The sequence below is a fragment of the Arcanobacterium phocisimile genome, from assembly GCF_016904675.1.
Classification (GTDB): domain Bacteria; phylum Actinomycetota; class Actinomycetes; order Actinomycetales; family Actinomycetaceae; genus Arcanobacterium; species Arcanobacterium phocisimile.
This window is the reverse complement of sequence record NZ_CP070228.1, coordinates 1,552,921-1,574,438: the sequence shown is the minus strand read 5'-3', so window position 1 is coordinate 1,574,438 and position 21,518 is coordinate 1,552,921. Positions and strand designations below refer to the sequence as shown.

Annotated in this window: 18 protein-coding genes and 1 tRNA gene; 15 read left to right on the top strand and 4 right to left on the bottom strand. The window is 52.8% G+C overall.

All coding sequences use genetic code 11. From position 1 onward, the window contains the following. Nucleotides 1–11 precede the first annotated feature (11 nt). From JTE88_RS07135 to JTE88_RS07125, 3 genes are read right to left on the bottom strand one after another with little or no spacing between them, the layout of a single operon-like run. Nucleotides 12–692, bottom strand: coding sequence for an esterase/lipase family protein (locus JTE88_RS07135; RefSeq protein ID WP_204423923.1), 681 nt, complete (start codon nucleotides 690–692; stop codon nucleotides 12–14). Beyond that, complete coding sequence (locus JTE88_RS07130) at nucleotides 689–1,552, bottom strand: alpha/beta fold hydrolase (RefSeq protein ID WP_204423921.1); 864 nt, start codon at nucleotides 1,550–1,552, stop codon at nucleotides 689–691. Before JTE88_RS07130 ends, JTE88_RS07135 begins: the two co-directional genes overlap by 4 nt. Then, nucleotides 1,542–2,579 carry an adenosine deaminase gene (locus JTE88_RS07125; protein ID WP_204423920.1) on the bottom strand — a complete coding sequence of 346 codons (1,038 nt, stop codon included), beginning with the start codon at nucleotides 2,577–2,579 and terminating at the stop codon, nucleotides 1,542–1,544. The genes JTE88_RS07130 and JTE88_RS07125 overlap by 11 nt, the downstream gene beginning before the upstream one ends. A 54-nt stretch (nucleotides 2,580–2,633) precedes the next feature. Here JTE88_RS07125 and JTE88_RS07120 point away from each other — a divergent pair, with 54 nt between their 5' ends. Both JTE88_RS07120 and JTE88_RS07115 read left to right on the top strand, forming a co-directional pair. Beyond that, a complete protein-coding gene (locus tag JTE88_RS07120; RefSeq protein WP_204423918.1) occupies nucleotides 2,634–3,947 on the top strand; it encodes a phosphotransferase family protein in 1,314 nt (437 codons plus the stop codon). Between the two features lie 413 nt (nucleotides 3,948–4,360). After that, complete coding sequence (locus JTE88_RS07115; protein ID WP_204423916.1) at nucleotides 4,361–4,642, top strand: hypothetical protein; 282 nt, start codon at nucleotides 4,361–4,363, stop codon at nucleotides 4,640–4,642. 79 nt (nucleotides 4,643–4,721) lie between these two features. On the opposite strand, the gene JTE88_RS07110 is transcribed toward JTE88_RS07115, so the two are convergent. After that, a complete protein-coding gene (locus JTE88_RS07110; RefSeq protein WP_204423915.1) occupies nucleotides 4,722–5,927 on the bottom strand; it encodes a pyridoxal phosphate-dependent aminotransferase in 1,206 nt (401 codons plus the stop codon). A 194-nt stretch (nucleotides 5,928–6,121) separates the two neighbouring features. Here JTE88_RS07110 and JTE88_RS07105 point away from each other — a divergent pair. From JTE88_RS07105 to rpsG, 13 genes are all read left to right on the top strand, one after another. After that, nucleotides 6,122–6,194 (top strand) — tRNA-Trp (locus JTE88_RS07105). 51 nt (nucleotides 6,195–6,245) lie between these two features. Continuing rightward, entirely contained in the window at nucleotides 6,246–6,491 is a 246-nt protein-coding gene (gene secE, locus JTE88_RS07100; RefSeq protein WP_204423913.1) for a preprotein translocase subunit SecE, read from the top strand. A gap of 33 nt (nucleotides 6,492–6,524) precedes the next feature. After that, nucleotides 6,525–7,352 (top strand): transcription termination/antitermination protein NusG, encoded by an 828-nt coding sequence (gene nusG / locus JTE88_RS07095; protein ID WP_204423911.1) that lies wholly within the window; start codon nucleotides 6,525–6,527, stop codon nucleotides 7,350–7,352. 121 nt (nucleotides 7,353–7,473) lie between these two features. Then, nucleotides 7,474–7,908 carry a 50S ribosomal protein L11 gene (gene rplK / locus JTE88_RS07090; RefSeq protein ID WP_204423909.1) on the top strand — a complete coding sequence of 145 codons (435 nt, stop codon included), beginning with the start codon at nucleotides 7,474–7,476 and terminating at the stop codon, nucleotides 7,906–7,908. Nucleotides 7,909–8,009: 101 nt separating this feature from the next. After that, nucleotides 8,010–8,714: a 50S ribosomal protein L1 gene (gene rplA, locus JTE88_RS07085; protein WP_204423908.1), complete on the top strand. Its 705-nt coding sequence runs from the start codon at nucleotides 8,010–8,012 to the stop codon at nucleotides 8,712–8,714. Between the two features lie 329 nt (nucleotides 8,715–9,043). Beyond that, entirely contained in the window at nucleotides 9,044–9,664 is a 621-nt protein-coding gene (udk, locus tag JTE88_RS07080; protein ID WP_204423906.1) for a uridine kinase, read from the top strand. 249 nt (nucleotides 9,665–9,913) lie between these two features. Continuing rightward, nucleotides 9,914–10,438, top strand: coding sequence for a 50S ribosomal protein L10 (rplJ, locus tag JTE88_RS07075; protein WP_204423904.1), 525 nt, complete (start codon nucleotides 9,914–9,916; stop codon nucleotides 10,436–10,438). A gap of 65 nt (nucleotides 10,439–10,503) precedes the next feature. Further along, nucleotides 10,504–10,890, top strand: a complete 387-nt coding sequence (gene rplL / locus JTE88_RS07070; protein WP_204423903.1) for a 50S ribosomal protein L7/L12 — start codon at nucleotides 10,504–10,506, stop codon at nucleotides 10,888–10,890. A 481-nt stretch (nucleotides 10,891–11,371) separates the two neighbouring features. Further along, nucleotides 11,372–14,836 (top strand): DNA-directed RNA polymerase subunit beta, encoded by a 3,465-nt coding sequence (gene rpoB, locus JTE88_RS07065; RefSeq protein ID WP_204423901.1) that lies wholly within the window; start codon nucleotides 11,372–11,374, stop codon nucleotides 14,834–14,836. Nucleotides 14,837–14,927: 91 nt separating this feature from the next. Further along, on the top strand, nucleotides 14,928–18,905 hold the full coding sequence (gene rpoC / locus JTE88_RS07060) for a DNA-directed RNA polymerase subunit beta' (RefSeq protein WP_204423899.1): 3,978 nt from the start codon (nucleotides 14,928–14,930) through the stop codon (nucleotides 18,903–18,905). 83 nt (nucleotides 18,906–18,988) lie between these two features. Beyond that, nucleotides 18,989–20,338, top strand: a complete 1,350-nt coding sequence (locus JTE88_RS07055; protein WP_204423898.1) for a PAS domain-containing protein — start codon at nucleotides 18,989–18,991, stop codon at nucleotides 20,336–20,338. A 304-nt stretch (nucleotides 20,339–20,642) separates the two neighbouring features. Further along, nucleotides 20,643–21,017, top strand: a complete 375-nt coding sequence (gene rpsL / locus JTE88_RS07050; RefSeq protein WP_013170586.1) for a 30S ribosomal protein S12 — start codon at nucleotides 20,643–20,645, stop codon at nucleotides 21,015–21,017. Further along, a complete protein-coding gene (rpsG, locus tag JTE88_RS07045) occupies nucleotides 21,017–21,487 on the top strand; it encodes a 30S ribosomal protein S7 (RefSeq protein WP_204423896.1) in 471 nt (156 codons plus the stop codon). Before rpsL ends, rpsG begins: the two co-directional genes overlap by 1 nt. Nucleotides 21,488–21,518: the final 31 nt, after the last annotated feature.

The following is a 21,518-nucleotide window of genomic DNA, read 5'->3' as shown; positions in this document are numbered from 1 at the left end:
CTGAAAGCAGATCAGGCCGCGGTAGTTGAGTCCTCGGCGTGCTTGCGAAGTAACCGGCGAACACATTCGTGGACGTAACGCTGTGTTTCGGCGGTACCCAATGGGTAGAAATGACCGGCAGTGGACAACCGAATATTGTGGCCGCCGTCGAGATATGAACCATTAGGCACATGCGGATCCCAACGCGGGATCAGTGAATAGATCCGGTGAGCGTGCGTGCCCAGCAACTGCGTTGACCCAAGATCTAACCCACGCGGGGCCAATCGGCGCACCGGTGTGCGCGGCGGGAAAAACTGGGCCAAAGAGGAACCTTGCCACGGAGTTGCGATCGCAATCATGCCAGCCAAATGCGGTAGCGACGGCTGAGAAGCCATGGCTGCGCCCCCAACAAGCCCGCCTTTGGAATGAGCCAGTAAAACAACTGGACCAGCAATCGAAGCAACTTTATTGGTCACTATGTCTGCCAGTTCGGATGTTGGACGAGTCAAAAATGCCAACTCTGGAATACGTTCAATCCGATAACCAGCTCGATGGAGGGAACGGGCCAACGGATCTAGTTGTGTAGGTCCCTCATAAATTCCAGGAACGACGACGATCGCCGCTCCTTCATTTGAGTTTTCCAACGCTGGCTGACGGTTGAGTAAAGTGCGCAAGAACCAGAAATAGTCCGTGGCCCGGTCACCTATTTTCATGACTCAGTCCCGGGAATGAGAGAGATGATATGGCGCGAAACCTCACGATCATCGTTGTATAGCGTGGAGTGTGCTGCGCCAGGGATCGTCACAATTTTGCTACGGCCAACCTTATGTGCCAAGAATTCGAGCCATTGGACAGGTGCCAAGTAATCATGTTCACCCCGAATAAAAACAATGTGGGCATCCGGATGCGCCTGGCTGATGCGCTCTTCGATAGGGTAGGACAATACCCGTGGCATGATCCGCGCCATCCATACAGTAGCTGCTCGGACATATGACCACAATGCGATATGGATGAGTGAAGGCCGTTCCCAGATCGACGATTGCGAATATCTGGCAATCACCCAGCCAGGGCTACGTTCCTGATTAAAAACCGGTGGCCCAATCAGCGCTGCACGCTGGAAGTTTTGTGGGTGCGACGCTAACATTTCGACGACGATCTGAGCTCCCATGGAGTGACCAACGAGAATAGGATGATCGATACCGTTAATGTCAAGAACTTCAGATAAAATCTCGGCAAAATCTCCGATAGTTAAAGCTTTTTCAGGTGCCGGAAGATCGCCAAAGCCAGGTAAGTCAACAAGGAAAACCTGCCCGTAGCGGGATAAGCGTTCAGCCAGCGGCAACATGTAGGTTGCCGATAGACCGATACCGTGGACCAGTAAGAATGTTAACGGGCTGTGATCTCGGGTGTATCGGTCGAGACGTTGGGCACTTGGTCCAGCAACATGCTGATCGTGGCGGGAGAGGCGATACACGCGGGCGAAGGCCGAGCCAATTTTAACGAGTGAGCGTTGGGGCTCAACATAAGGATCATCGTTAATGAGGTAATTAAAACGATCAGGTTTAAGCCGCATGATCGTCCGTATCTGGTGTCGCTAACCAAGCATCGATCTCGTCGTGCCACTTACTCTTCGACTGTGTACTAGCAAGCGAGGCACTAATCGAAGAATGCGCAAGCATCGCGATCTCGTAATCGTCGAAACCGAGCTCGCGCGCAATCTCATACTGTTCAGTCAACCGAGACAAGAACAACAGCGGGTCGTCAGCGCCTAGCGCAACTTGAGCACCGGCGTCGAGCAGAGTGCGTAACGGAACGTCGTCTTTTTGCCCATAAACGCCCAACGAAACATTTGACGCTGGGCATACCTCGAAGGCAATGCCGGCATCGACAATTCGGGCTAACAAATCAGGATCTTCCGCAGCGCGTACGCCATGCCCCAAGCGCACTGGACGCAAATGCGCCACAACCTCACGCAAATGATCCGGACCGAGCAATTCGCCGCCGTGGGGAACAGCTGCGATACCGGCACGTCGCGCAATATTAAATGCCGCAGACCATTCGGAGGTCGTACCGCGTCGTTCGTCGTTACTCAACCCAAATCCGACTACGCTACCTGGTTCATCACCGGCATGCTTTGCCGCCAGCCGAGCTAACGTACGAGCCTCAAGCGGATGACGAATGCGTGAAGCTGCCACAATCACGCCAACCTCAATCCCTATCTCACGCGAAGCGCTAGCAGCCTCATCAAGAACGATCTCTAATGCGGGAGTAATACCTCCCACGAACGGCGCATATGACGTCGGATCGATCTGGATTTCGAGCCGCCGCGAACCTTCACGTTTATCATCTTCGGCCGCATCGCGAACAATGCGACGCATTGCTTCTTCACCGCGCACAACTTTACGTGCCGCATCATAGGCACGTTGAAATCGAAACCAGCCGCGTTGATCGGCAGGTACATGCAACGAAACGTTATCTGTGAGATTTTCGGGAAGACGAAGACCTTGTTCTTGAGCCATCTCAGACAGCGTCGATACACGCATTGAGCCGGTGAAGTGAAGATGAAGATGAGCTTTAGGTAAGGCGTTGAGGTCTCGCATAAACCAAGTCTGCCAGCGCCGCGCCTACCTTTCAATGTTCTAGAGTGTGAGACTGTGCGCTTAGCTATGAAGTTGCCGGCTGGCACAAAGTTCTCTATAAATGGTTACGTGTTCAGCCAGCTCAGTTCTTCCGCGCCATCAAGGAGTGTATCCGAGCGTGAGCGTACCGTGCTTGGGCTACTCGCCGGAGGTGACGCAGCTCAGATGCTCTCGGTTGCCTTAGCTCACCGTGGCATTGTGCGTTCGTGGAATGTGCATACCGTCCATCACCGCCCGGGAGCGGGGATTTCGGTTGGGTACAGTGTAGTACTCGATCACGAGACCGGAAATGGGGCGCGGACTCGCTACCACACCTATGTAGTTGCCACATCAGCGCGAATCAATGAAGAACGCCTGTTGGCGTGCGAGGGGAGGACTGTATCGTGGCGCGATGTGCGGATACATGTGTGGGAGCACCCGCACGATCCGCAACTTCCGGCGCTAGAAAAAGCCTGCGACCAGGGGCTCTTCGAGCAGTGGCTGGGAGAAGAAACCGATATTGAACTTTTAACATATCGACCTACTCGCCGAGCAGTAGTAAAAATCCTGCCCCTCGATAGTGAGGCAACTTTTTTCGGCAAAGTTATGGAACCCGGACAGGTACCTGGGGTAGTTTCGCGATTGCGCATGTTAGAACGCAGTGGTGTACCAGCTCCGCGCGTGAGTCGAGTCGACGACGCCGGGCTAGTTGTGACGACTGCGGTGTCGGGTATGCCGTTGAATAAGGTCTATGCCAGCGTGCATCCAAACAATATCGAGCGAATGCGGGGAGTTCTCGATTCGCTGGCCGATACCTTAGATAGTCTTCCAATGGTGGCGATCGGTTTGCCTGCGCGCCCGGCGTGGGCAGACCGTTGCGAGCATTATGCCCACGCAGCAGGAGTTGCGCTTCCGGAACAGGCGGCGCGCTCGCGGGCAGTGGCCCAGCGGATTCGTCAGCGCTTGGCCAATGCCGATATGGGGCCTCTTGTGCCAACGCATGGTGATTTTTACGAGGCAAATATTTTTATCGACCAGGCCTCAGGCCGGGTTTCTGGAGTGCTCGATGTTGACAATTTAGGGCCGGGCTACCGAGTACATGACTGGGCGTGTTTGCTTGGGCATATGTCAGTACTGCCTGGGTTGGCGCCGAAAACCTATCCACATGTTGACCAATTGTTAACCGATTGGACCGCGCGAGTAGCACGTTGGGTTGATCCGCAAGCTTTAGGGGCATGCGCAGCAGGAGTTGTGTTGTCGTTAGTTGCCGGCGCACGGCGGTCAAAAAAGAAGAATTGGCAGGTTGAGGCGCTTTCTCGGCTGGAAGTTGCTGAAAAATGGTTAGGGTAAAGATAGCCATCTGCCAAGATTGACGCGATGGGATTATGTTCGCGCACATGATCAAGAAACTCGGCCGAGTTTTAGGTCAGCGTGGGGACATGAGGTTATTGGTGGCTTTGATTTTGGTTTTAAGGGATTGTCGCTGAAAATTCCAGCCGGGACCTTGGCACATGATATTCAAGGAGGATCAACGTATATCAGAAGCGAGGTTGCTCAGTATCTTCTCCTTGCTTCGGCCAATATATGTCACTACCGCATCGATTTCCAGAACCGAGATATTCATGGAAACATTATGAAAACGTGGGTAGGACCGACACAGTATAATTGCGCATGGCGCTGGAGTATGAAATGCGAAATCAATCAACCATTTCATGTCTCGCGTGGCAAACAGTGCGCACGGTTATTCGTAGGAGGAGCGTTCCGTGGAGAACAATGTCATAACATCTTCTAAGATTCCGATGCGCCAGTCGCAACAATTGTATTTCGGCTTTATCTTAGCTTTGCTCAGTGTTCCGCTGTTTTTCACAGTAATTTTGCCGCTCAGTGCGATTATTGTTTCGCGCAAGGAGCGCCAAGCTAACCCAGAGTCGTTGCCATCTGCTGGTGGTCTGTACCTTGGAATAGTTACGCTGATCGCCGGACTGATTTTGGCTGGTGTGATTCTTTTCCGATTACTTAGTGCCCTGGTCTATCCAGGCTACTAGTAGCTATTCCATATACACGTTGCCGGGGGAGAGCATGTGTTCTCCCCCGGCAACTATCTTCGGTTAGGTGCTTATCTCGTTACGCAAATAGTTCTTGCAGTCTACGGGCACCGGCAACGAGGTCGTCGTCGGCAAGCGCATAGGAGAAGCGTAGGTAACCGGGCGCTCCGAAGGCTTCGCCGGGAACGACGGCTACTTCGGCTTCTTCTAAAATAAGTTCGGCAAGTTCAGCCGAAGTCTGTGCGACTTTGCCGCGGATTTCTTTACCGAGTAGCGCTTCGATGTTGGGGAAGACGTAGAATGCACCGGTAGGCTGGGGGACAACAAAGCCATCAATCTCGCGAAGCATGGCAACCAGCGTCTGCCGACGTCGATCAAAAGCTTCTTTCATTGGAGCGAGTATGCTTTGATCGCCGGTGAGTGCGGCGATGGCGGCACGCTGGGAGACGTTTGAGACGTTGGACGTAACATGGGATTGGAAGTTGGCTGCTTTCTTGATGACGTCGGAGGGGCCATACATCCAACCCACGCGCCATCCAGTCATGGCATAGGACTTGGCAACGCCGTTGACGACGATGGTCTGGTCGGCGAGCTCTGGCACGACCTTTAGTAGGTAGGACATCTCACCTTCATAGACGAGCTTTTCGTAGATCTCATCGGTGATGATCCAGATTCCGTTATCGAGCGCCCATTGGCCGATTTCGCGAAGTTCGGCTGGAGTGTAGACTGAACCGGTGGGGTTGGATGGGGAGCACATGAGAAGGACTTTTGTTTTGTCCGTTAGTGCGGCATCGAGTTGTGCAGTGGTGACTTTGTAGTCTTGGTCTGGACCGGCAAATACTTCGACGACGGTGCCGCCACACAGTCGGATAGCTTCGGGGTAGGTGGTCCAGTATGGAGCCGGCAAAATGACCTCGTCGCCGTCGGAAACCAGGGATGCGAAAGCTTGGAAGACTGCCTGCTTGCCCCCGTTGGTGACGATGATGTTGGCTGGATCAATGGTAATTCCGGCATCTTCGCGGGCGCGCACTGCGATTGCTTCTCGTAGTTCGGGCAAACCGGAGGCTTGGGTGTACTTGTGGTTCTTCGGATCTTGAGCGGCGGCGACAGCGGCGTCGACGACGTGTTGCGGGGTAGGGAAGTTCGGTTCGCCGGCACCGAATCCGATGACTGGTTTGCCGGCGGCTTTGAGGGCTTTGGCCTTGGCGTCGACGGCGAGGGTGGCTGATGGTTGTAATGCCCCAAGGCGCTGAGAAACGCGGGAGCGAGGTGAAGTTTGTGTCATAGTCCAATACTGGCACGAAAGACGCACACTGTCACATAACTCGAGGATCAGGTCCGAAAGATGAGACGTGACTGTGGTACGAATTACATCTATCTGATTGTATATATGGCGAATAGGAAGTAAAGTAGGGGGAGTTGTGGAACGCATCTTCGCGCTAGCCTGCTCAGGCTTCGAAGTGAAGAGCTTTCCCTTATAGGGTAGTGGCGCAATTGGTAGCGCACCGGTCTCCAAAACCGGCGGTTGTGGGTTCGAGTCCCTCCTGCCCTGCTAGAAGGCGGCCCACAAGGGCCGTTTTCCACATTATCGAGAGGATAACAAATGAGCCAGGCTTCCGCGTCTAGTCACGGCAACAAGCCAGCGAAAACTGAATCGCAAGGCTTCTTTGCTCGCATTATTCAGTTTTTCCACGAAGTTTTCGTTGAGCTAAAGAAAGTTCAGCGCCCAACTCGCTCTGAACTGTGGAAGCTATTCCTTACGGTGGTTTTCTTTGTCACCGTAGTGATGATTTTTGTGGGTATTATCGATCTGGTATTTGCCCAGCTCGTCCTTGTTATCTTCGGCTAGCGCTGATCTACAGGTCAATTGAAAGCAGGAAACATGTCTGAGGAAAAGCTCGACAACACACAAGCTAACCCAGTATTCTCCGATGCTGCTCCAGAGCAGGCGTCGGGTTTTGCTATGCCTGTAGAAGAAGAAAAGACTGAAGTTGTTAATGCTGAGCAGATAGTCGAGGATGTCGCAGAGGAAACTGAACCAGTACAAGAGCCGGCACCAGTTCCCGAAACTCCTTCAGAAGTTGATGAAGAACGTACACTGACTGAAGAGAAAGTTCGTGAGCAGTTGAAGGGCTTGCCAGGTCGCTGGTACGTCCTGCATACCTATGCTGGCTACGAAAAGCGCGTCAAGCACGATCTTGAAACCCGTATGCGCTCCTTGGACATGGAAGATTACATTTTCCAGATTGAAGTTCCAATGGAAGAGGTCTTCGAAGTTAAGAAGGGGCAGCGCAAGCTCGTCTCTCGTGTGCGTATCCCAGGATATGCGCTTATTCGCATGAAGATGACTGATGAATCATGGCGAGTAGTGCAGGACACGAATGGAGTTACTGGTTTCGTTGGAAACGGACGTAACCCAGTTGCATTGATGCCCGATGAAGTTGTGCAAATGCTCACTCCAGTTATTGAAAAGGAAGCCGCTGTAGCCGCCCAAACCGCAGGCGCACAGGTAGGTTCAGTTGGTTTGACGCTCGAGGTTGAGTACTCTGTTGGAGAGACAGTGACGCTCACCACCGAGCCATGGGTTGGAATGCCAGCTACAATTTCTCAGGTTGATGCTGTTAATCAGCGATTGACTGTTCTCATGACACTTGTCGGCCAGGAAACCCCGGTCGATTTGTCCTTCGGACAAGTTAAGAAGATGGACTGATTATTCACTAATCAGCGTTGTGTAGGCTAATCTCCACATCACAATGCGTATCTCTTGATTCAACGAAGGCACCCGTCGTCATTGCCAGGCGGCGGTCACAGATAAGAAAAGAAGGATCAAAATGCCACCGAAGAAGAAGGTTGCCGGTCTGATCAAGCTCCAGATTCAAGCTGGAATGGCCACACCGGCTCCGCCAGTAGGCCCAGCACTGGGTCAGCACGGCGTTAACATTGTGGAATTCACCAAGGCATACAATGCTGCGACTGAATCCATGCGTGGAAACATCATTCCAGTTGAAATTACGGTTTACGAAGATCGTTCGTTCACCTTTATCACCAAGACCCCACCAGCTGCTGAGCTTATTAAGAAGGCTGCTGGCATTAAGAAGGGTTCTGGCGTTCCACAGGCCAACAAGGTTGGCCACCTCACTGCAGATCAGCTCCGGGAGATCGCAAAGACGAAGGAACCAGACCTCAACGCCAACGATATCGACAACGCTGCACGCATTATTGCTGGCACCGCTCGTTCGATGGGCGTTACTACCGACGAGATCTGAGAATCTCAACCGCTCATCCCGAGTAAATGATGCCACCATGGCATCGTGGTAGAGTCCGAGCGGGCTCGTTCCCCACAACTGCTGACAAGGAGAAAAGCAGAATGGCAAAGCGCTCAAAGAATTACCGTAAGGCTGCTGAGCTCATCCAAGCTGGTGAAATTTACACACCAGACGAGGCTATTGAGCTAGCACAGAAAACTTCCGTCACGAAGTTCCCATCAACCGTTGAGGTCATGTACCGCCTCGGTGTTGATCCGCGTAAGGCAGATCAGATGGTTCGTGGCACCGTTAACCTTCCACACGGCACTGGTAAGACGGCTCGCGTTATCGTCTTCGCCGTTGGTGACAAGGCTCAGGCAGCTCTTGAAGCTGGCGCTGACGAAGTCGGCGGCGATGAGCTCATCGAAAAGGTCGCAGGTGGCTGGACTGACTTCGATGCAGCTGTTGCAACCCCAGACCTCATGGGCAAGGTTGGTCGCTTGGGACGCGTACTTGGTCCGCGTGGTTTGATGCCAAACCCAAAGACTGGCACAGTCACAATGGATACTGCCAAGGCTGTCAACGATATCAAGGGTGGCCGTATCGAGTTCCGTGTTGATAAGCACGGCAACCTTGCGTTCATCATTGGTAATACTTCCTTCTCGAAAGAGCAGCTCGTTGAGAACTTTAACGCTGCACACGAGGAGATCATGCGTTTGAAGCCAGCTTCGTCCAAGGGTCGTTACCTGCTCAAGGCAACCATCTCGACCACCATGGGTCCTGGTATTCGCATTGATGCAACCAAGTCTTCTTCTAAAGAGGCCTGAACTCCATCTGAGTTGATAGTATAGAGCGTTAGACGTTCAACTGACGGGTGTGAGACTAGTGTGCTAGTCTCACACCCGTCAGTTCTATATGTCGGCAATGTGTTCTCGCGCGCGTATCGCTGGCGAGGATGTGGGTTTGGGTTGTCTGGGGACTGTCTTGAGCTGATCAAGAGTAGCAACCGCGACCGCTGGTTTGCTTCCAGTCGATCTCGTATTCGTAACGTACAAGCGCGATTTTCACTTTACCTTGAGTCAGACGCAATGAATTCGCATCCATCGCGGTACAATCGTCAACAAGACAACGGCAGAGCCATGAAGGGGTTTTTACGGTGCAGAAATCTTTAGTTATTGGGATAGCGGGCGGTACTGGTAGTGGTAAAACCACACTTACGCGCGCAATTGAATCGCGTTTTGCGCCAAACGCCTCAGTGATTTTTCACGACTCGTACTACAAGGCGCACGATGACTTAAGTTATGAGGAGCGCTCGAAGCTCAATTATGACCATCCACAATCGTTCGACAATGCGTTGTTAGTCCAGCATATTCATCAGCTGCTCAAGGGCCAGGCAATTGAAGCTCCAGTCTACGATTATGCGAACCATAATCGTGCTGAGCATACGCAACATATTGAGCCGGCGCCTGTGTTGATCATAGAGGGAATCTTGATATTCGCTGAACCTCAACTGTGCGATCTGTGTGACGTAAAAATCTTTGTTGATACCGATGCTGATGTCCGTATCCTGCGTCGGATCAAGCGAGATGTTGTGGAACGTGGCCGGTCTTTGGAATCAGTTGAAGCGCAGTATCTCGACACCGTGAAGCCGATGCATGAACTCTACGTTGAGCCCTCCAAGCGTCGTGCAGACCTCATCGTTCCCGAAGGTGGGCACAATATGGTTGCCTTGGACATGCTCGTTCATCGCATTGAAGGGGAGCTGAAGCGCTTGTGAGAATGTTGGACGGCTCACGTCGTCGACTAAACTCTTGCTAAACGAGGTCAGGTGAAGTAGTCTACTAAATGCCCAAGACCGCAGGTCGCCTGAAATTTTCAGGGCGAAGTTCGCACGGCGAAGCCCGCGTAGGTACGATTTGAAAACAGTGTACTGTTATTCTCCTCATGCCTGCGCATGAGGATTTTTTATTTCTCGAGTTTCGCGTCTAGAACTTCCGACCACGGCATTCAATCGGAAGGAGGTCCCATGGCACGGACCGACAAGTCTGCAGCGATCGCAGAGCTCAAGGAGCTATTCTCGGGTTCTTCGGCCGTTCTCGTAACTGAGTATCGCGGACTGACTGTTGCACAGATGAAGAATCTTCGTCGCGCAATGGGTCAGGAAGCAACATACGTGGTTGCTAAGAACACCCTCGCTCGCATCGCGGCTAAGGAAGCTGGCGTCGAAGGACTCGACGAAGCTCTCTCTGGCCCGACTGCACTGGCATTCGTCACCGGTGACATCGCTTCCGCAGCTAAAGCAGTAAAGAACTTTGCTAAAGAAAACCCAGCACTTATTGTCAAGGCTGGTGTTCTCGAAGGTACTCTTCTGGCTGCTGAAGATGTTCAGAAGCTCGCCGATCTCGAATCTCGCGAGGTCCTTTTGGCCAAGGCCGCAGGAGCTCTCAAGGCTTCCATGCAGAAGGCTGCATTTGTATTCAACGCACCAGCAACCAAGCTGGTACGCACCGTCGACGCACTACGTGCGAAGCAAGAAGAAGCTACTGCCTGAGTGTAGTAGCATAACTTAATCAATAAAACCCGCCTCACACGTAGGCAAAGGAAGGTAGGCCAATCATGGCTAAGCTCACCGCTGAAGAGCTCATCGAAGCTTTCAAGGAGCTCACCCTTGTTGAGCTCAACGACTTCGTTAAGAAGTTCGAAGAAGAATTTGACGTAGAAGCAGCTGCTCCAGTTGCAGTTGCTGCTGCAGCTCCTGCTGCTGGTGGTGCCGCTGAAGTTGCAGAAGAGAAGGACGAATTTGACGTCATTCTCGAATCTGCTGGCGACAAGAAGATCGGTGTTATTAAGGAGGTGCGCGCCCTTACCTCCCTCGGTCTGAAGGAAGCTAAGGACCTCGTTGATGGTGCACCAAAGCCAGTTCTCGAAGGTGTCAACAAGGAGACCGCTGAGAAGGCTAAGGAGCAGCTCGAAGGCGCTGGCGCAACCGTCACCCTTAAGTGATTTTCGCGGTTTAATCCGCAATCACGAACTAAAACTTGTTGGTTAATCACCAGCGGTTGAGACGATCCCCCAAACATTACTGTTTGGGGGATCTCTCTGTGTTCCGATAGTGAAAGATTATCGAGGGTTAGGCTCGCCCAATCGTGCCCCTACTTGCATCGCAGCCGAAAGTGTGGGAGAGTTTTCGCGTTGAGATATTTTCTTAATCCTCAGGTTAATCGAGGGGCCTGTACGTAGCACGACGGCTGTACAGTGATTCGAGGATTGTCTGCAGGTCTATAGGAGTCGTGACCCCTACCACAGTGGTTAGGGGTAGACTTTCCTGTGTGTGAACGGTAAATTAGAAACTTGCATGGCTTGTCTTTTGGCTACCATTTTTCCTTGAAAATAGTTCATTCTACTGGCATATCCGGCAAAATGAATGGTTGTCGAAAGCGAAGTCAATGCATATCCCTTACCAGAACCCAGGGAAGGATCACCTTTGGCTGTGCATAGCACCCCTACGCCCACCGTCGTGAACGGCAAATTAGTTTCTGATCGTGTTTCGTTTGCAAAGATCAACGAACCACTATCAGTTCCAGACCTCCTCGGTCTTCAGACCTCCAGTTACGGCTGGCTCATCGGATCTGATGAATGGCGCGAAAGCGCTGCCGAAGGCGAGAAGTCTGGCCTTGAAGAAATTTTTGATGAAGTATCCCCGATCGAGAATACTGCCGGAACGATGGGGCTTGTCCTGTCGAATCCGCATCTCGAAGAGGAAAAAGCGTCCATTGCAGAGTGTAAGGAGAAAGATCTCACTTACTCAGCTGCGTTGTATGTTACTGCAGAATTCCAAAACTACGAGACCGGCGAAATTAAGTCTCAAACCACCTTTATCGGCGATTTTCCGTTGATGACTCCACAAGGAACCTTCGTCATCAATGGTACCGAGCGTGTTGTCGTCTCCCAGCTTGTCCGCTCGCCAGGCGTCTACTTTGAGCGCGCGGCCGATAAGACCTCGGATAAGTACATCTACTCAACGAAGATCATCCCATCACGCGGTGCATGGTTGGAGTTTGAAATCGATAAGCGTGACTCCGTTGGTGTCCGCGTCGATCGTAAGCGTAAGCAGTCAGCCACCGTCTTCCTCAAGGCTCTGGGTATGTCTGAAGCTGAGATTCGTGAAGAGTTCAAGGACTTCCCGATTCTCCTTGACACCTTGGAAAAGGACTCGGTTAAGACTCAAGAAGAAGCTTTACAAGATCTTTACCGCAAACTTCGCCCAGGTGAGCCACCCACAGCTGAAGCTGGTCGTGCGCTGATCAACAATTTCTACCACAACCCGAAGCGTTACGATATGGCAAAGGTTGGCCGGTATAAGGTAAACAAGAAGCTCGGTACCGAGATTGATTCCGATCAGCGTCAGCTCCAGCTCCAAGACGTCACCGCAACCCTGCGGTACCTCTTAGCTCTCCATGCGAACGAATCAACGATCGCAACCGTTGAGGGTGGCAAAGAAGTTCCAGTCGAAACCGACGATATCGACCACTTCGGCAACCGTCGTATCCGTGCAGTAGGCGAACTGATTCAGAATCAGGTTCGCACCGGTTTGGCCCGCTTGGATCGTATGGTTCGTGAGCGCATGACCACTCAGGAAGCGGAAGCAATTACGCCGTCATCGTTGATTAACATTCGCCCAATTGTCGCAGCAATCAAGGAATTCTTTGGAACCTCCCAGCTGTCGCAGTTCATGGACCAAAACAACCCATTGGCAGGCCTGACCCACAAGCGTCGTCTGTCAGCGCTTGGTCCAGGCGGTCTATCCCGTGATCGCGCATCGATGGAAGTCCGAGATGTCCACCCATCGCACTATGGCCGTATGTGTCCAATCGAAACCCCAGAAGGACCAAACATTGGTCTCATCGGTTCGTTGGCTACCTACGGACGCGTGAACGCATTCGGTTTCATTGAAACGCCATACCGTAAAGTCGTTGACGGGCGAGTCACCGATCAAATCGATTACCTCGATGCGGCAGATGAAGATCGTTTCAATGTTGCGCAGGCATCGGCACCGCTCGATGAAAACGGTCATTTCGTTGATGAAGAAGTCCTCGTACGCCTCCCAGGTGGCGAGCCGGCGCTCGTTCCAGCAGACGAAGTGGGCTACATGGACGTTTCCGCACGCCAGATGGTTTCCGTCGGTACCGCGGCAATTCCATTCCTCGAGCACGACGACGCTAACCGTGCACTGATGGGTGCGAACATGCAGCGCCAGGCCGTGCCTCTTATCCGCCCAGTCGCCCCATACGTGGGAACTGGTATTGAAGTTCGCGCCGCAGTTGACGCAGGCGAAGTTATCGTCGCTAAGGCAGGCGGCGTCGTCACCGAAGTATCGGCAGACGTCGTCCATGTCGAAGAAGACGACGGCACCCACCGCGTCTACAAGCTCCTGAAATTCGAGCGCTCCAATCCCGGAAACTGCACCAACCAGATTGTGCGCGTTTCGGAAGGCGACCGCGTCGAACAGGGCTCACTCATTGCAGACGGTCCAGCAACCGACGGCGGCGAACTCGCACTCGGTCAAAACCTTCTCGTTGCCTTCATGGCATGGAACGGCTACAACTACGAAGACGCCATCATCGTCTCCCAGCGTTGCCAGTCAGAAGACTTGCTGACCTCCATCCACATTGAAGAGCACGAAGTCGATGCTCGTGACACCAAGCTTGGACCAGAAGAAATCACCCGCGATATTCCAAACGTCGGTGAAGATATGCTCGCTCACCTCGATGAGCGCGGCATTATCCGCATCGGTGCTGAAGTCTCTGCTGGTGATATTCTCGTCGGCAAGATTACCCCGAAGGGTGAAACCGAACTAACCTCCGAAGAGCGTCTCCTGCGCGCCATCTTTGGTGAAAAGGCCAAGGAAGTTCGCGACACTTCCCTGCGTGTTCCACACGGTGAGTCCGGAATCGTTATCGGCGTTAAGGAATTCTCTTCTGAGAACCACGACGAACTAGCCGCTGACGTACGTCAGACCGTGCGTGTACACATCGCCCAGCGCCGCAAGATCACCATTGGTGACAAGATGGCAGGACGACACGGAAACAAGGGTGTTATCTCCCGTATTCTCCCATTGGAAGACATGCCATTCATGGCTGACGGAACCCCAGTCGATATCGTCCTCAACCCATTGGGCGTGCCATCACGTATGAACCTAGGTCAGGTCTTCGAACTTCACCTTGGTTGGGTAGCTTCCCAGGGATGGGATGCTACCGCAGCCCGCGAAGCCGGTGAAGAATGGGCAGTTCGCCTTCCAGATAACGCAGTCGTAGGACAGCGCGACGGTCGAGTAGCTACCCCAGTGTTCGACGGTGTTGAATCCAACGAACTTCGTGGTTTGCTCGATAACACCAACCTCAACCGTGATGGCGAGCGACTTATCGGGGCATCCGGTAAAGCGCAACTCTTCGACGGTCGTACCGGTGACCCATTCCCAGAACCAGTTTCTGTGGGTTACATGTACATGCTCAAGTTGCACCACCTGGTTGACGATAAGATCCACGCCCGCTCAACCGGACCATACTCCATGGTTACTCAGCAGCCACTCGGTGGTAAGGCTCAGTTCGGTGGACAGCGTTTCGGAGAAATGGAAGTGTGGGCCCTCGAGGCCTACGGTGCAGCGCACACCCTCCAAGAAATGTTGACCATCAAGTCTGACGACACCGTCGGCCGTGTCAAGGTTTATGAAGCAATCGTCAAGGGCGATAACGTTCCAGAACCTGGCATCCCAGAGTCCTTTAAGGTTCTGGTACAAGAAATGCGTTCCTTGTGCTTGAACGTCGAAGCTTTGGATGCTGCCGGTAACCCGATCAACCTCCAAGATTCCGACGACGATGCCTTCCGCGCTCCGCAAAGCGCCGGTATCACCACCGGTTTGGAAGATCTTCAAACCGGTTCGGAACTCTAACAAACGTCAGTGAGGTGAGTAGCTTCAACGCCTGCTACTCACCTCACGAAATGCCCCATAATCGGCGTAAATTAGTGAGGAAGTAGGAATCTTGCTCGACGTCAATCTTTTTGATCAGCTACATATTTCGCTGGCCACATCCGACGATGTGCGCAAGTGGAGTCATGGCACTGTTACCAAGCCAGAAACCATCAATTACCGTACGCTCAAACCAGAAAAAGACGGTCTGTTCGGTGAACAGATCTTTGGTCCAACCCGCGACTGGGAGTGCGCTTGTGGAAAATACAAGCGTCCACGTTACAAGGGTATTGTCTGCGAACGCTGTGGCGTAGAAGTCACCCGTTCAAAGGTTCGCCGCGAACGTATGGGCCACATTGAGCTCGCAGCTCCAGTTACCCATATTTGGTATTTCAAGGGTGTTCCATCACGCCTTGGCTACCTGCTCGATATCGCACCGAAAGACCTCGAAAAGGTCATCTACTTTGCGGCATACATGGTCACCGACGTCGATACTGATCGCCGTCACAATGACATGCCTGCATTGACTGCAGAATACGAGCTCGAGCGCGCAAACCTCGAAAAGGAACGCGACGCTGCAATCGAAAAGCGCCTCAAGGCCGAAGAAGAAGCTCTCGCAGAAGCTGAAAAGAACGGTCAAGACGCTGCTGCTCGCGCTAAGATCAAGCGCAACGCAGAAAGCGAAACCCGTCGAGTTCGTCGCGAATACGATGACGATCTCGCACGCCTCGAAGACGTGTGGGATAAATTCACCAAGCTCAAGGTTGGCGACCTCGAAGGCGACGAAGAAGTCTACCGTGAGATGGCTCTGCGTTGGGGTGACTACTTCCAGGCATTCCGTGGCGCAGAAGCTATCCAGCGCCGCTTGAAGTCCTTCGATCTCGAAGCTGAGCATGAGGCACTCATTGAGCAGATCGAAACTGGCACTGCACAGCGCAAAACTCGAGCACTCAAGCGCATCAAGGTCGTTAATGCATTCTTGCACTCTGGTACCAAACCAGAAGCAATGGTTCTTGACGCACTTCCTGTGATTCCACCGGATCTACGTCCAATGGTTCAGCTCGACGGTGGCCGCTTCGCAACCTCCGATCTTAATGACCTCTACCGTCGCGTTATCAACCGTAATAACCGTCTCCAGCGCATGATTGATCTCAACGCGCCAGAGATCATGGTTAATAACGAAAAGCGTATGCTCCAAGAAGCTGTTGACGCATTGTTCGACAACGGTCGCCGTGGTCGCCCAGTTCAGGGAGCCGGCAACCGTCCGTTGAAGTCCATTTCGGACATGCTCAAGGGCAAGCAGGGACGTTTCCGTCAAAACTTGCTCGGAAAGCGCGTGGACTACTCAGGTCGTTCCGTTATCGTCGTCGGCCCAACCTTGAAGCTCCACCAGTGTGGTTTGCCAAAGACGATGGCTCTTGAACTCTTCAAGCCATTTGTGCAAAAGCGTCTCGTCGATCTTGAATTGGCGAAGAACATCAAGGCAGCTAAGCGGCTAATCGAACGCCAGCGCGACGAGGTCTTCGACGTGCTTGAAGAAGTCATCCGCGAGCACCCCGTGCTGCTTAACCGCGCACCTACCTTGCACCGTCTAGGTATTCAGGCCTTTGAACCACAGCTCATCGAAGGTAAGGCTATCCGTCTTCACCCACTCGTATGTTCGGCATTCAACGCTGACTTCGACGGTGATCAGATGGCGGTCCACCTACCGCTATCGGTTGAGGCTCAGGCAGAGGCTCGTATCCTGATGCTTTCGGCCAACAACATTCTTAAGCCATCCGATGGTCGCCCAGTGACTGTTCCGGCACAGGACATGATTATTGGTCTATACCATCTCACCGTGGTTCGCGATGGGGGAGACGGCGAAGGTCGTTTCTTCTCCTCGGTTGCTGAAGCGCAGATGGCCTTCGATTTGGGTCAGCTTGACCTCAACGCGAAGATCAATATCCGTTTCCCAGCTAATGACATCGTTCCACCACGTGACTGGCAAGCACCAGCAGGCTTCGAAGAGCGCGATCCGATCACCCTCGAAACTACACTCGGACGCGCAATCTTCAACGAAGCATTGCCAACCACTTTCCCATTCATCAACACTGTTGTGGGCAAGAAGGTTTTGGGTTCGATTATTAATGAACTCGCTGAGCGTTACCCGAAGGTAGACGTTGGTGCATCGCTTGACGCATTGAAAGAAACCGGTTTCTACTGGGGCGGACGCTCCGGTGTGACAATTGCGGTTTCTGACGTTATCCCACCGGACACCAAGAAGGATATCTTGGCAGCTGCTGAAAAGCGTGCAGCTAAGATCGAGATGGACTTCCAAGAAGGTAACATTCGAGACGAAGACCGCCGTAAGGATTTGGTTGCGCTATGGACCGAAGTAACCGATGAGGTTGCTGAAGAAATGCGTAAGAACTTCGACGACTGGAACAACGTCAATATCATGGTTACCTCCGGTGCTCGTGGTAACTGGATGCAGATTCGCCAGGTTGCTGGTATGCGTGGCCTCGTGGCTGATCCAAAGGGTGAAATTATTCCTCGTCCGATTACCTCGAACTACCGTGAAGGCCTGTCCGCCCTTGAATACTTCACCGCTACCCACGGTGCACGTAAGGGCCTAGCCGACACCGCGTTACGTACCGCTGAGTCTGGTTACCTGACACGACGTCTGGTTGACGTGGCACAAGATGTGATCGTCCGTGAACACGACTGTGGCACCTCACGAGGTTTAGCTAAGTTCATCGTCGCCGTTGATAAAGAAGGCAACGAACTTCGCGAAGTTGTTATCGACGGTGTTCCGACGTCAGTCACTGAGAAAGAAGTCTCTGTTGCGCAATGGGAGACCGGTAAGGTCTTGCCGAACGACGAGATCGATACCTCGGTTTACGCACGAACCTTGGCTAAGGATGTCACAGATACTGAAGGCAACGTCGTTGTTGAAGCTGGTACTGATATTGGAGACGTTGCTCTTGAGCAGCTGCTCAATGCTGGTATCAAGCAGATTTCGGTACGTTCGGTTCTCACTTGTGATTCACGTGTTGGCACCTGTGCTATGTGTTACGGACGTTCGTTGGCAACCGGTAAGCTCGTTGATATCGGCGAAGCTGTTGGTATTGTTTCGGCACAGTCGATTGGCGAGCCTGGAACTCAGCTAACCATGCGTACCTTCCACACTGGTGGTGCTGCTTCTGCAGAAGATATCACGCAGGGTCTACCTCGTGTTCAGGAACTCTTTGAAGCTCGAACACCTAAGGGTGAGGCGCCGTTGGCTGAGGCCGCTGGTAAGCTCGAGATCGAAGATATGGAACGTTCACGCCGCTTGATCATCAAGCGCGACGACGGCGATGAAGACTTGGTTTACCTCGTCGGCAAGCGCGCAAAGTTGTTGGTGCCAGAAGGTTCGCATGTTACCGTTGGGCAGCAGCTTGTTGAAGGTTTGATCGACCCGAAGAAGGTTCTGCGTATCTCGGGCCGACGTACCACTCAGTTGCACTTGGTCTCCGAAGTTCAGCACGTTTACCGTTCGCAGGGTGTTGAAATCCACGATAAGCACATTGAAGTTATCGTGCGCCAGATGCTCCGACGCGTCACGGTTCTCGATTCTGGTAGCACTCGGTTGCTTCCGGGTGAGCTTGTTGACGTGGCAGTATTCGAAAGTGCTAACCGTGCAGTCTTGGCTGAGGGTGGTCGCCCAGCTTCTGGTCGTCCAGAACTGATGGGCATCACCAAGGCGTCGTTGGCAACTGATTCATGGTTGTCGGCTGCTTCCTTCCAGGAGACGACGAAGGTTCTGACCGAAGCTGCGCTCAATTCTAAGTCTGATCCGCTTGCGGGTCTGAAGGAGAACGTCATTCTCGGTAAGCTTATTCCGGCTGGTACTGGCCTTGAGACGCTACGTCAGCTCAAGGTTGAACCAACCAATGAGGCTCGTGCTGAGTATGAGCAGTTGAATTCGTTCATGGGCGGTGGCATGGAACCATTTGATGATTTCTATGGTTACGGCTCATTTGATGATTATGATGCTGCAGGCTACGGCTACGGATCTAATTTCTAAGACGGATCTGTGACTGTTTGTTAATGTTAATGGCGGTGGTTGTGATACCACCGCCATTAATTTCATAATGAAGGATAGCAACGATGGTGGAACCAACTGGATCGATACATGATGTCCCGGTAGATGAACTTTTCTTTTCTACGACCGATGCAAAAGGAATTATTGACCTGTCTAACAGCGTCTTCACGCGGATGTCACGCTACCCGAGGGAGAAGCTCCATGCTGCTCCGCACAATATTATCCGTCATCCGGATATGCCGGCAGCAGCGTTCAAAGTTATGTGGGATACGTTGCAGGCAGGGGAGCCGTTTGCTGCCTACGTACGAAATCTTGCTGCTGACGGTTCGGAGTATCGTGTTTTTGCTACCATCACACCGTTGCACGACGGTGGTTATTTGTCTGTGCGCTCGCGACCGTTAGACGAAGCTCGATATGGTGCTGTGGCAGGTATCTACGAAGTAGTGCGTCAGGCAGAGCGTGAGTTACTCAGCCAAGGCGCCAATCGTCGCTTGGTCGCTGAGCAGGGAGTGGGTGTTTTAGTTCAGACGCTGGCGGATGCTGGCATCGATTCATATGAGGGCTTTCAAAATGACGCGCTAGTGTCGGAGGTCCATCTACGAGAGCAACTCAGCTCAGGGTTCCCGGTTCGTTCTGGTGAAGGAGAACTCGTCGGTGTTCTTGAGCGTGCCAACGAGGTATGCGAATTGTTGAATTCGTGGATGAGCAAGCAGAAATTCCTTGCTGATATTGCACAGAAAATATCGGAGACTTTAGTGCAAGCTGGTTCTGACATGACCTATATGAGCTCAGCGGGCGAGAAGTTCGTCGAATTTGGCGCGCAGCGACCACAATTAGCGTCGTTGACGATGCCACTAACCGTGTGGGCACAGATGCAACCGATTGTTAGTGGGTATATGAGCTCGTTGGCTGAGCGGTTGGCTCAGTTGCAGATGAATGTTTCGCGTACTCAGTTCCGGATCGCCTTGAGCCGCTTGCACATCTACATGTATGGCTTGTTCGTAGCTGAAATTTTGGATGAGAGTCACGAAGATAACCGCGAGCGTATCCGGGCATTGACAATGCTAGGTGAAGCGCTGATAGATGATATCCACACATTAGATGTTCAAGCTCAGCGCACTATCTCGTATATGGGCGAAGTCGGTGGTTATATGAGCCAAGTGGTTCAAGCCTTGGCTATCCCGCGCCAGCTTTTGGGGATGTGGGGAACTGGAGCTGATTTAGGCGAACAGGGTGAAGAAGTGGTGGATATCGTTTCGATGGTGAGGGCAGCGAAAAATCGCGCGGATGAATCGTTGCAGACACTGGCGGACTTAGCGGATCGTTTGAGCAGTGTTACTGAACTGAACGCGAACAGCGACTTAATTCAGGGGCACTTACGTTCGGTGTGTGAGGTTGTTAACGCTTTAGGTTGATTGTAGCGGGAAAATGTCGAGATTTCACCATCTGTGTGCCTAGTGCCACTAAGTAATATGCTCCGAATCTTTGACTGACACAGTGCCAATTCGTTAGTCTTATGAACGGTGCCCGTTCCAGGCGTATGTCGTTGCCAATTCGGAAAAACCGTATGCTTTCTCATGAAAGCCCGTCTCCACACGGCCGGTATTTCGAATATGCATTCGCGTGGACGTTAGGAAAGAACGGTGTCTTTCCGACCGCAGGTTCGAAAAAGGCGAGCAGGCGGGCAGTTCGACTATTGACATATCAACAGGAGAAATAGTGCCAACTATTCAGCAGCTGGTCCGTAAGGGCCGCTCCAGCAAGGCGAGTTCATCAAACACGCCGGCGCTGAAGGCTAGCCCGCAGCGTCGTGGCGTGTGCACCCGTGTGTACACCACAACCCCTAAGAAGCCAAACTCAGCGCTTCGTAAGGTTGCTCGTGTCCGACTCTCATCGGGCATCGAAGTTACCGCTTATATTCCAGGCGAAGGCCACAACCTCCAGGAGCACTCAATCGTGCTCGTTCGCGGTGGTCGTGTTAAGGACCTTCCTGGTGTGCGTTACCACATCGTTCGTGGTGCTCTAGATACGCAGGGCGTAAAGAGTCGCAACCAGGGCCGTTCCAAGTACGGTGCGAAGAAGGAGAAGAAGTAATGCCACGTAAGGGTCCAGCGCGTAAGCGCCCACTCATTGCCGATCCGGTTCACGGCTCTACAGTCGTTACCCAGCTTATTAACCGCGTCCTTCTTGATGGTAAGAAGTCCACTGCAGAGCGCATCGTTTACGGCGCACTCGTAGCAGTAGGCGAGAAGACTGGCCAGGAGCCACTTTCCGTCCTCAAGCGCGCTCTAGACAACATTCGTCCCCAGCTCGAGGTACGTTCCCGCCGCGTTGGCGGTGCGACCTACCAGGTTCCAGTCGAGGTCAAGCCTGGCCGCGCTAACACCTTAGCTCTTCGCTGGCTCGTTGATTTCTCCCGCGCACGCCGTGAGCACACCATGCTCGAACGTTTGCAGAACGAAATCATGGACGCCGCTAATGGCCTCGGCGCTGCTGTTAAGCGTCGCGAGGACATGCACAAGATGGCCGAAGCAAACCGTGCGTTTGCACACTACCGCTGGTAAACCGCCGTCGAGCAAATCTTGCTCGGCATAA

What these genes read in the sequence shown, in the direction of transcription:
- JTE88_RS07135 (WP_204423923.1), bottom strand. Translation starts at nt 692, where the DNA reads ATGAAAATAGGTGACCGGGCCACGGACTATTTCTGGTTCTTGCGCACT.
- JTE88_RS07130 (WP_204423921.1), bottom strand. Translation starts at nt 1,552, where the DNA reads ATGCGGCTTAAACCTGATCGTTTTAATTACCTCATTAACGATGATCCT.
- JTE88_RS07125 (WP_204423920.1), bottom strand. Translation starts at nt 2,579, where the DNA reads ATGCGAGACCTCAACGCCTTACCTAAAGCTCATCTTCATCTTCACTTC.
- JTE88_RS07110 (WP_204423915.1), bottom strand. Translation starts at nt 5,927, where the DNA reads ATGACACAAACTTCACCTCGCTCCCGCGTTTCTCAGCGCCTTGGGGCA.
- secE (WP_204423913.1), top strand. Translation starts at nt 6,246, where the DNA reads ATGAGCCAGGCTTCCGCGTCTAGTCACGGCAACAAGCCAGCGAAAACT.
- nusG (WP_204423911.1), top strand. Translation starts at nt 6,525, where the DNA reads ATGTCTGAGGAAAAGCTCGACAACACACAAGCTAACCCAGTATTCTCC.
- rplK (WP_204423909.1), top strand. Translation starts at nt 7,474, where the DNA reads ATGCCACCGAAGAAGAAGGTTGCCGGTCTGATCAAGCTCCAGATTCAA.
- rplA (WP_204423908.1), top strand. Translation starts at nt 8,010, where the DNA reads ATGGCAAAGCGCTCAAAGAATTACCGTAAGGCTGCTGAGCTCATCCAA.
- rplJ (WP_204423904.1), top strand. Translation starts at nt 9,914, where the DNA reads ATGGCACGGACCGACAAGTCTGCAGCGATCGCAGAGCTCAAGGAGCTA.
- rplL (WP_204423903.1), top strand. Translation starts at nt 10,504, where the DNA reads ATGGCTAAGCTCACCGCTGAAGAGCTCATCGAAGCTTTCAAGGAGCTC.
- JTE88_RS07055 (WP_204423898.1), top strand. Translation starts at nt 18,989, where the DNA reads ATGGTGGAACCAACTGGATCGATACATGATGTCCCGGTAGATGAACTT.
- rpsG (WP_204423896.1), top strand. Translation starts at nt 21,017, where the DNA reads ATGCCACGTAAGGGTCCAGCGCGTAAGCGCCCACTCATTGCCGATCCG.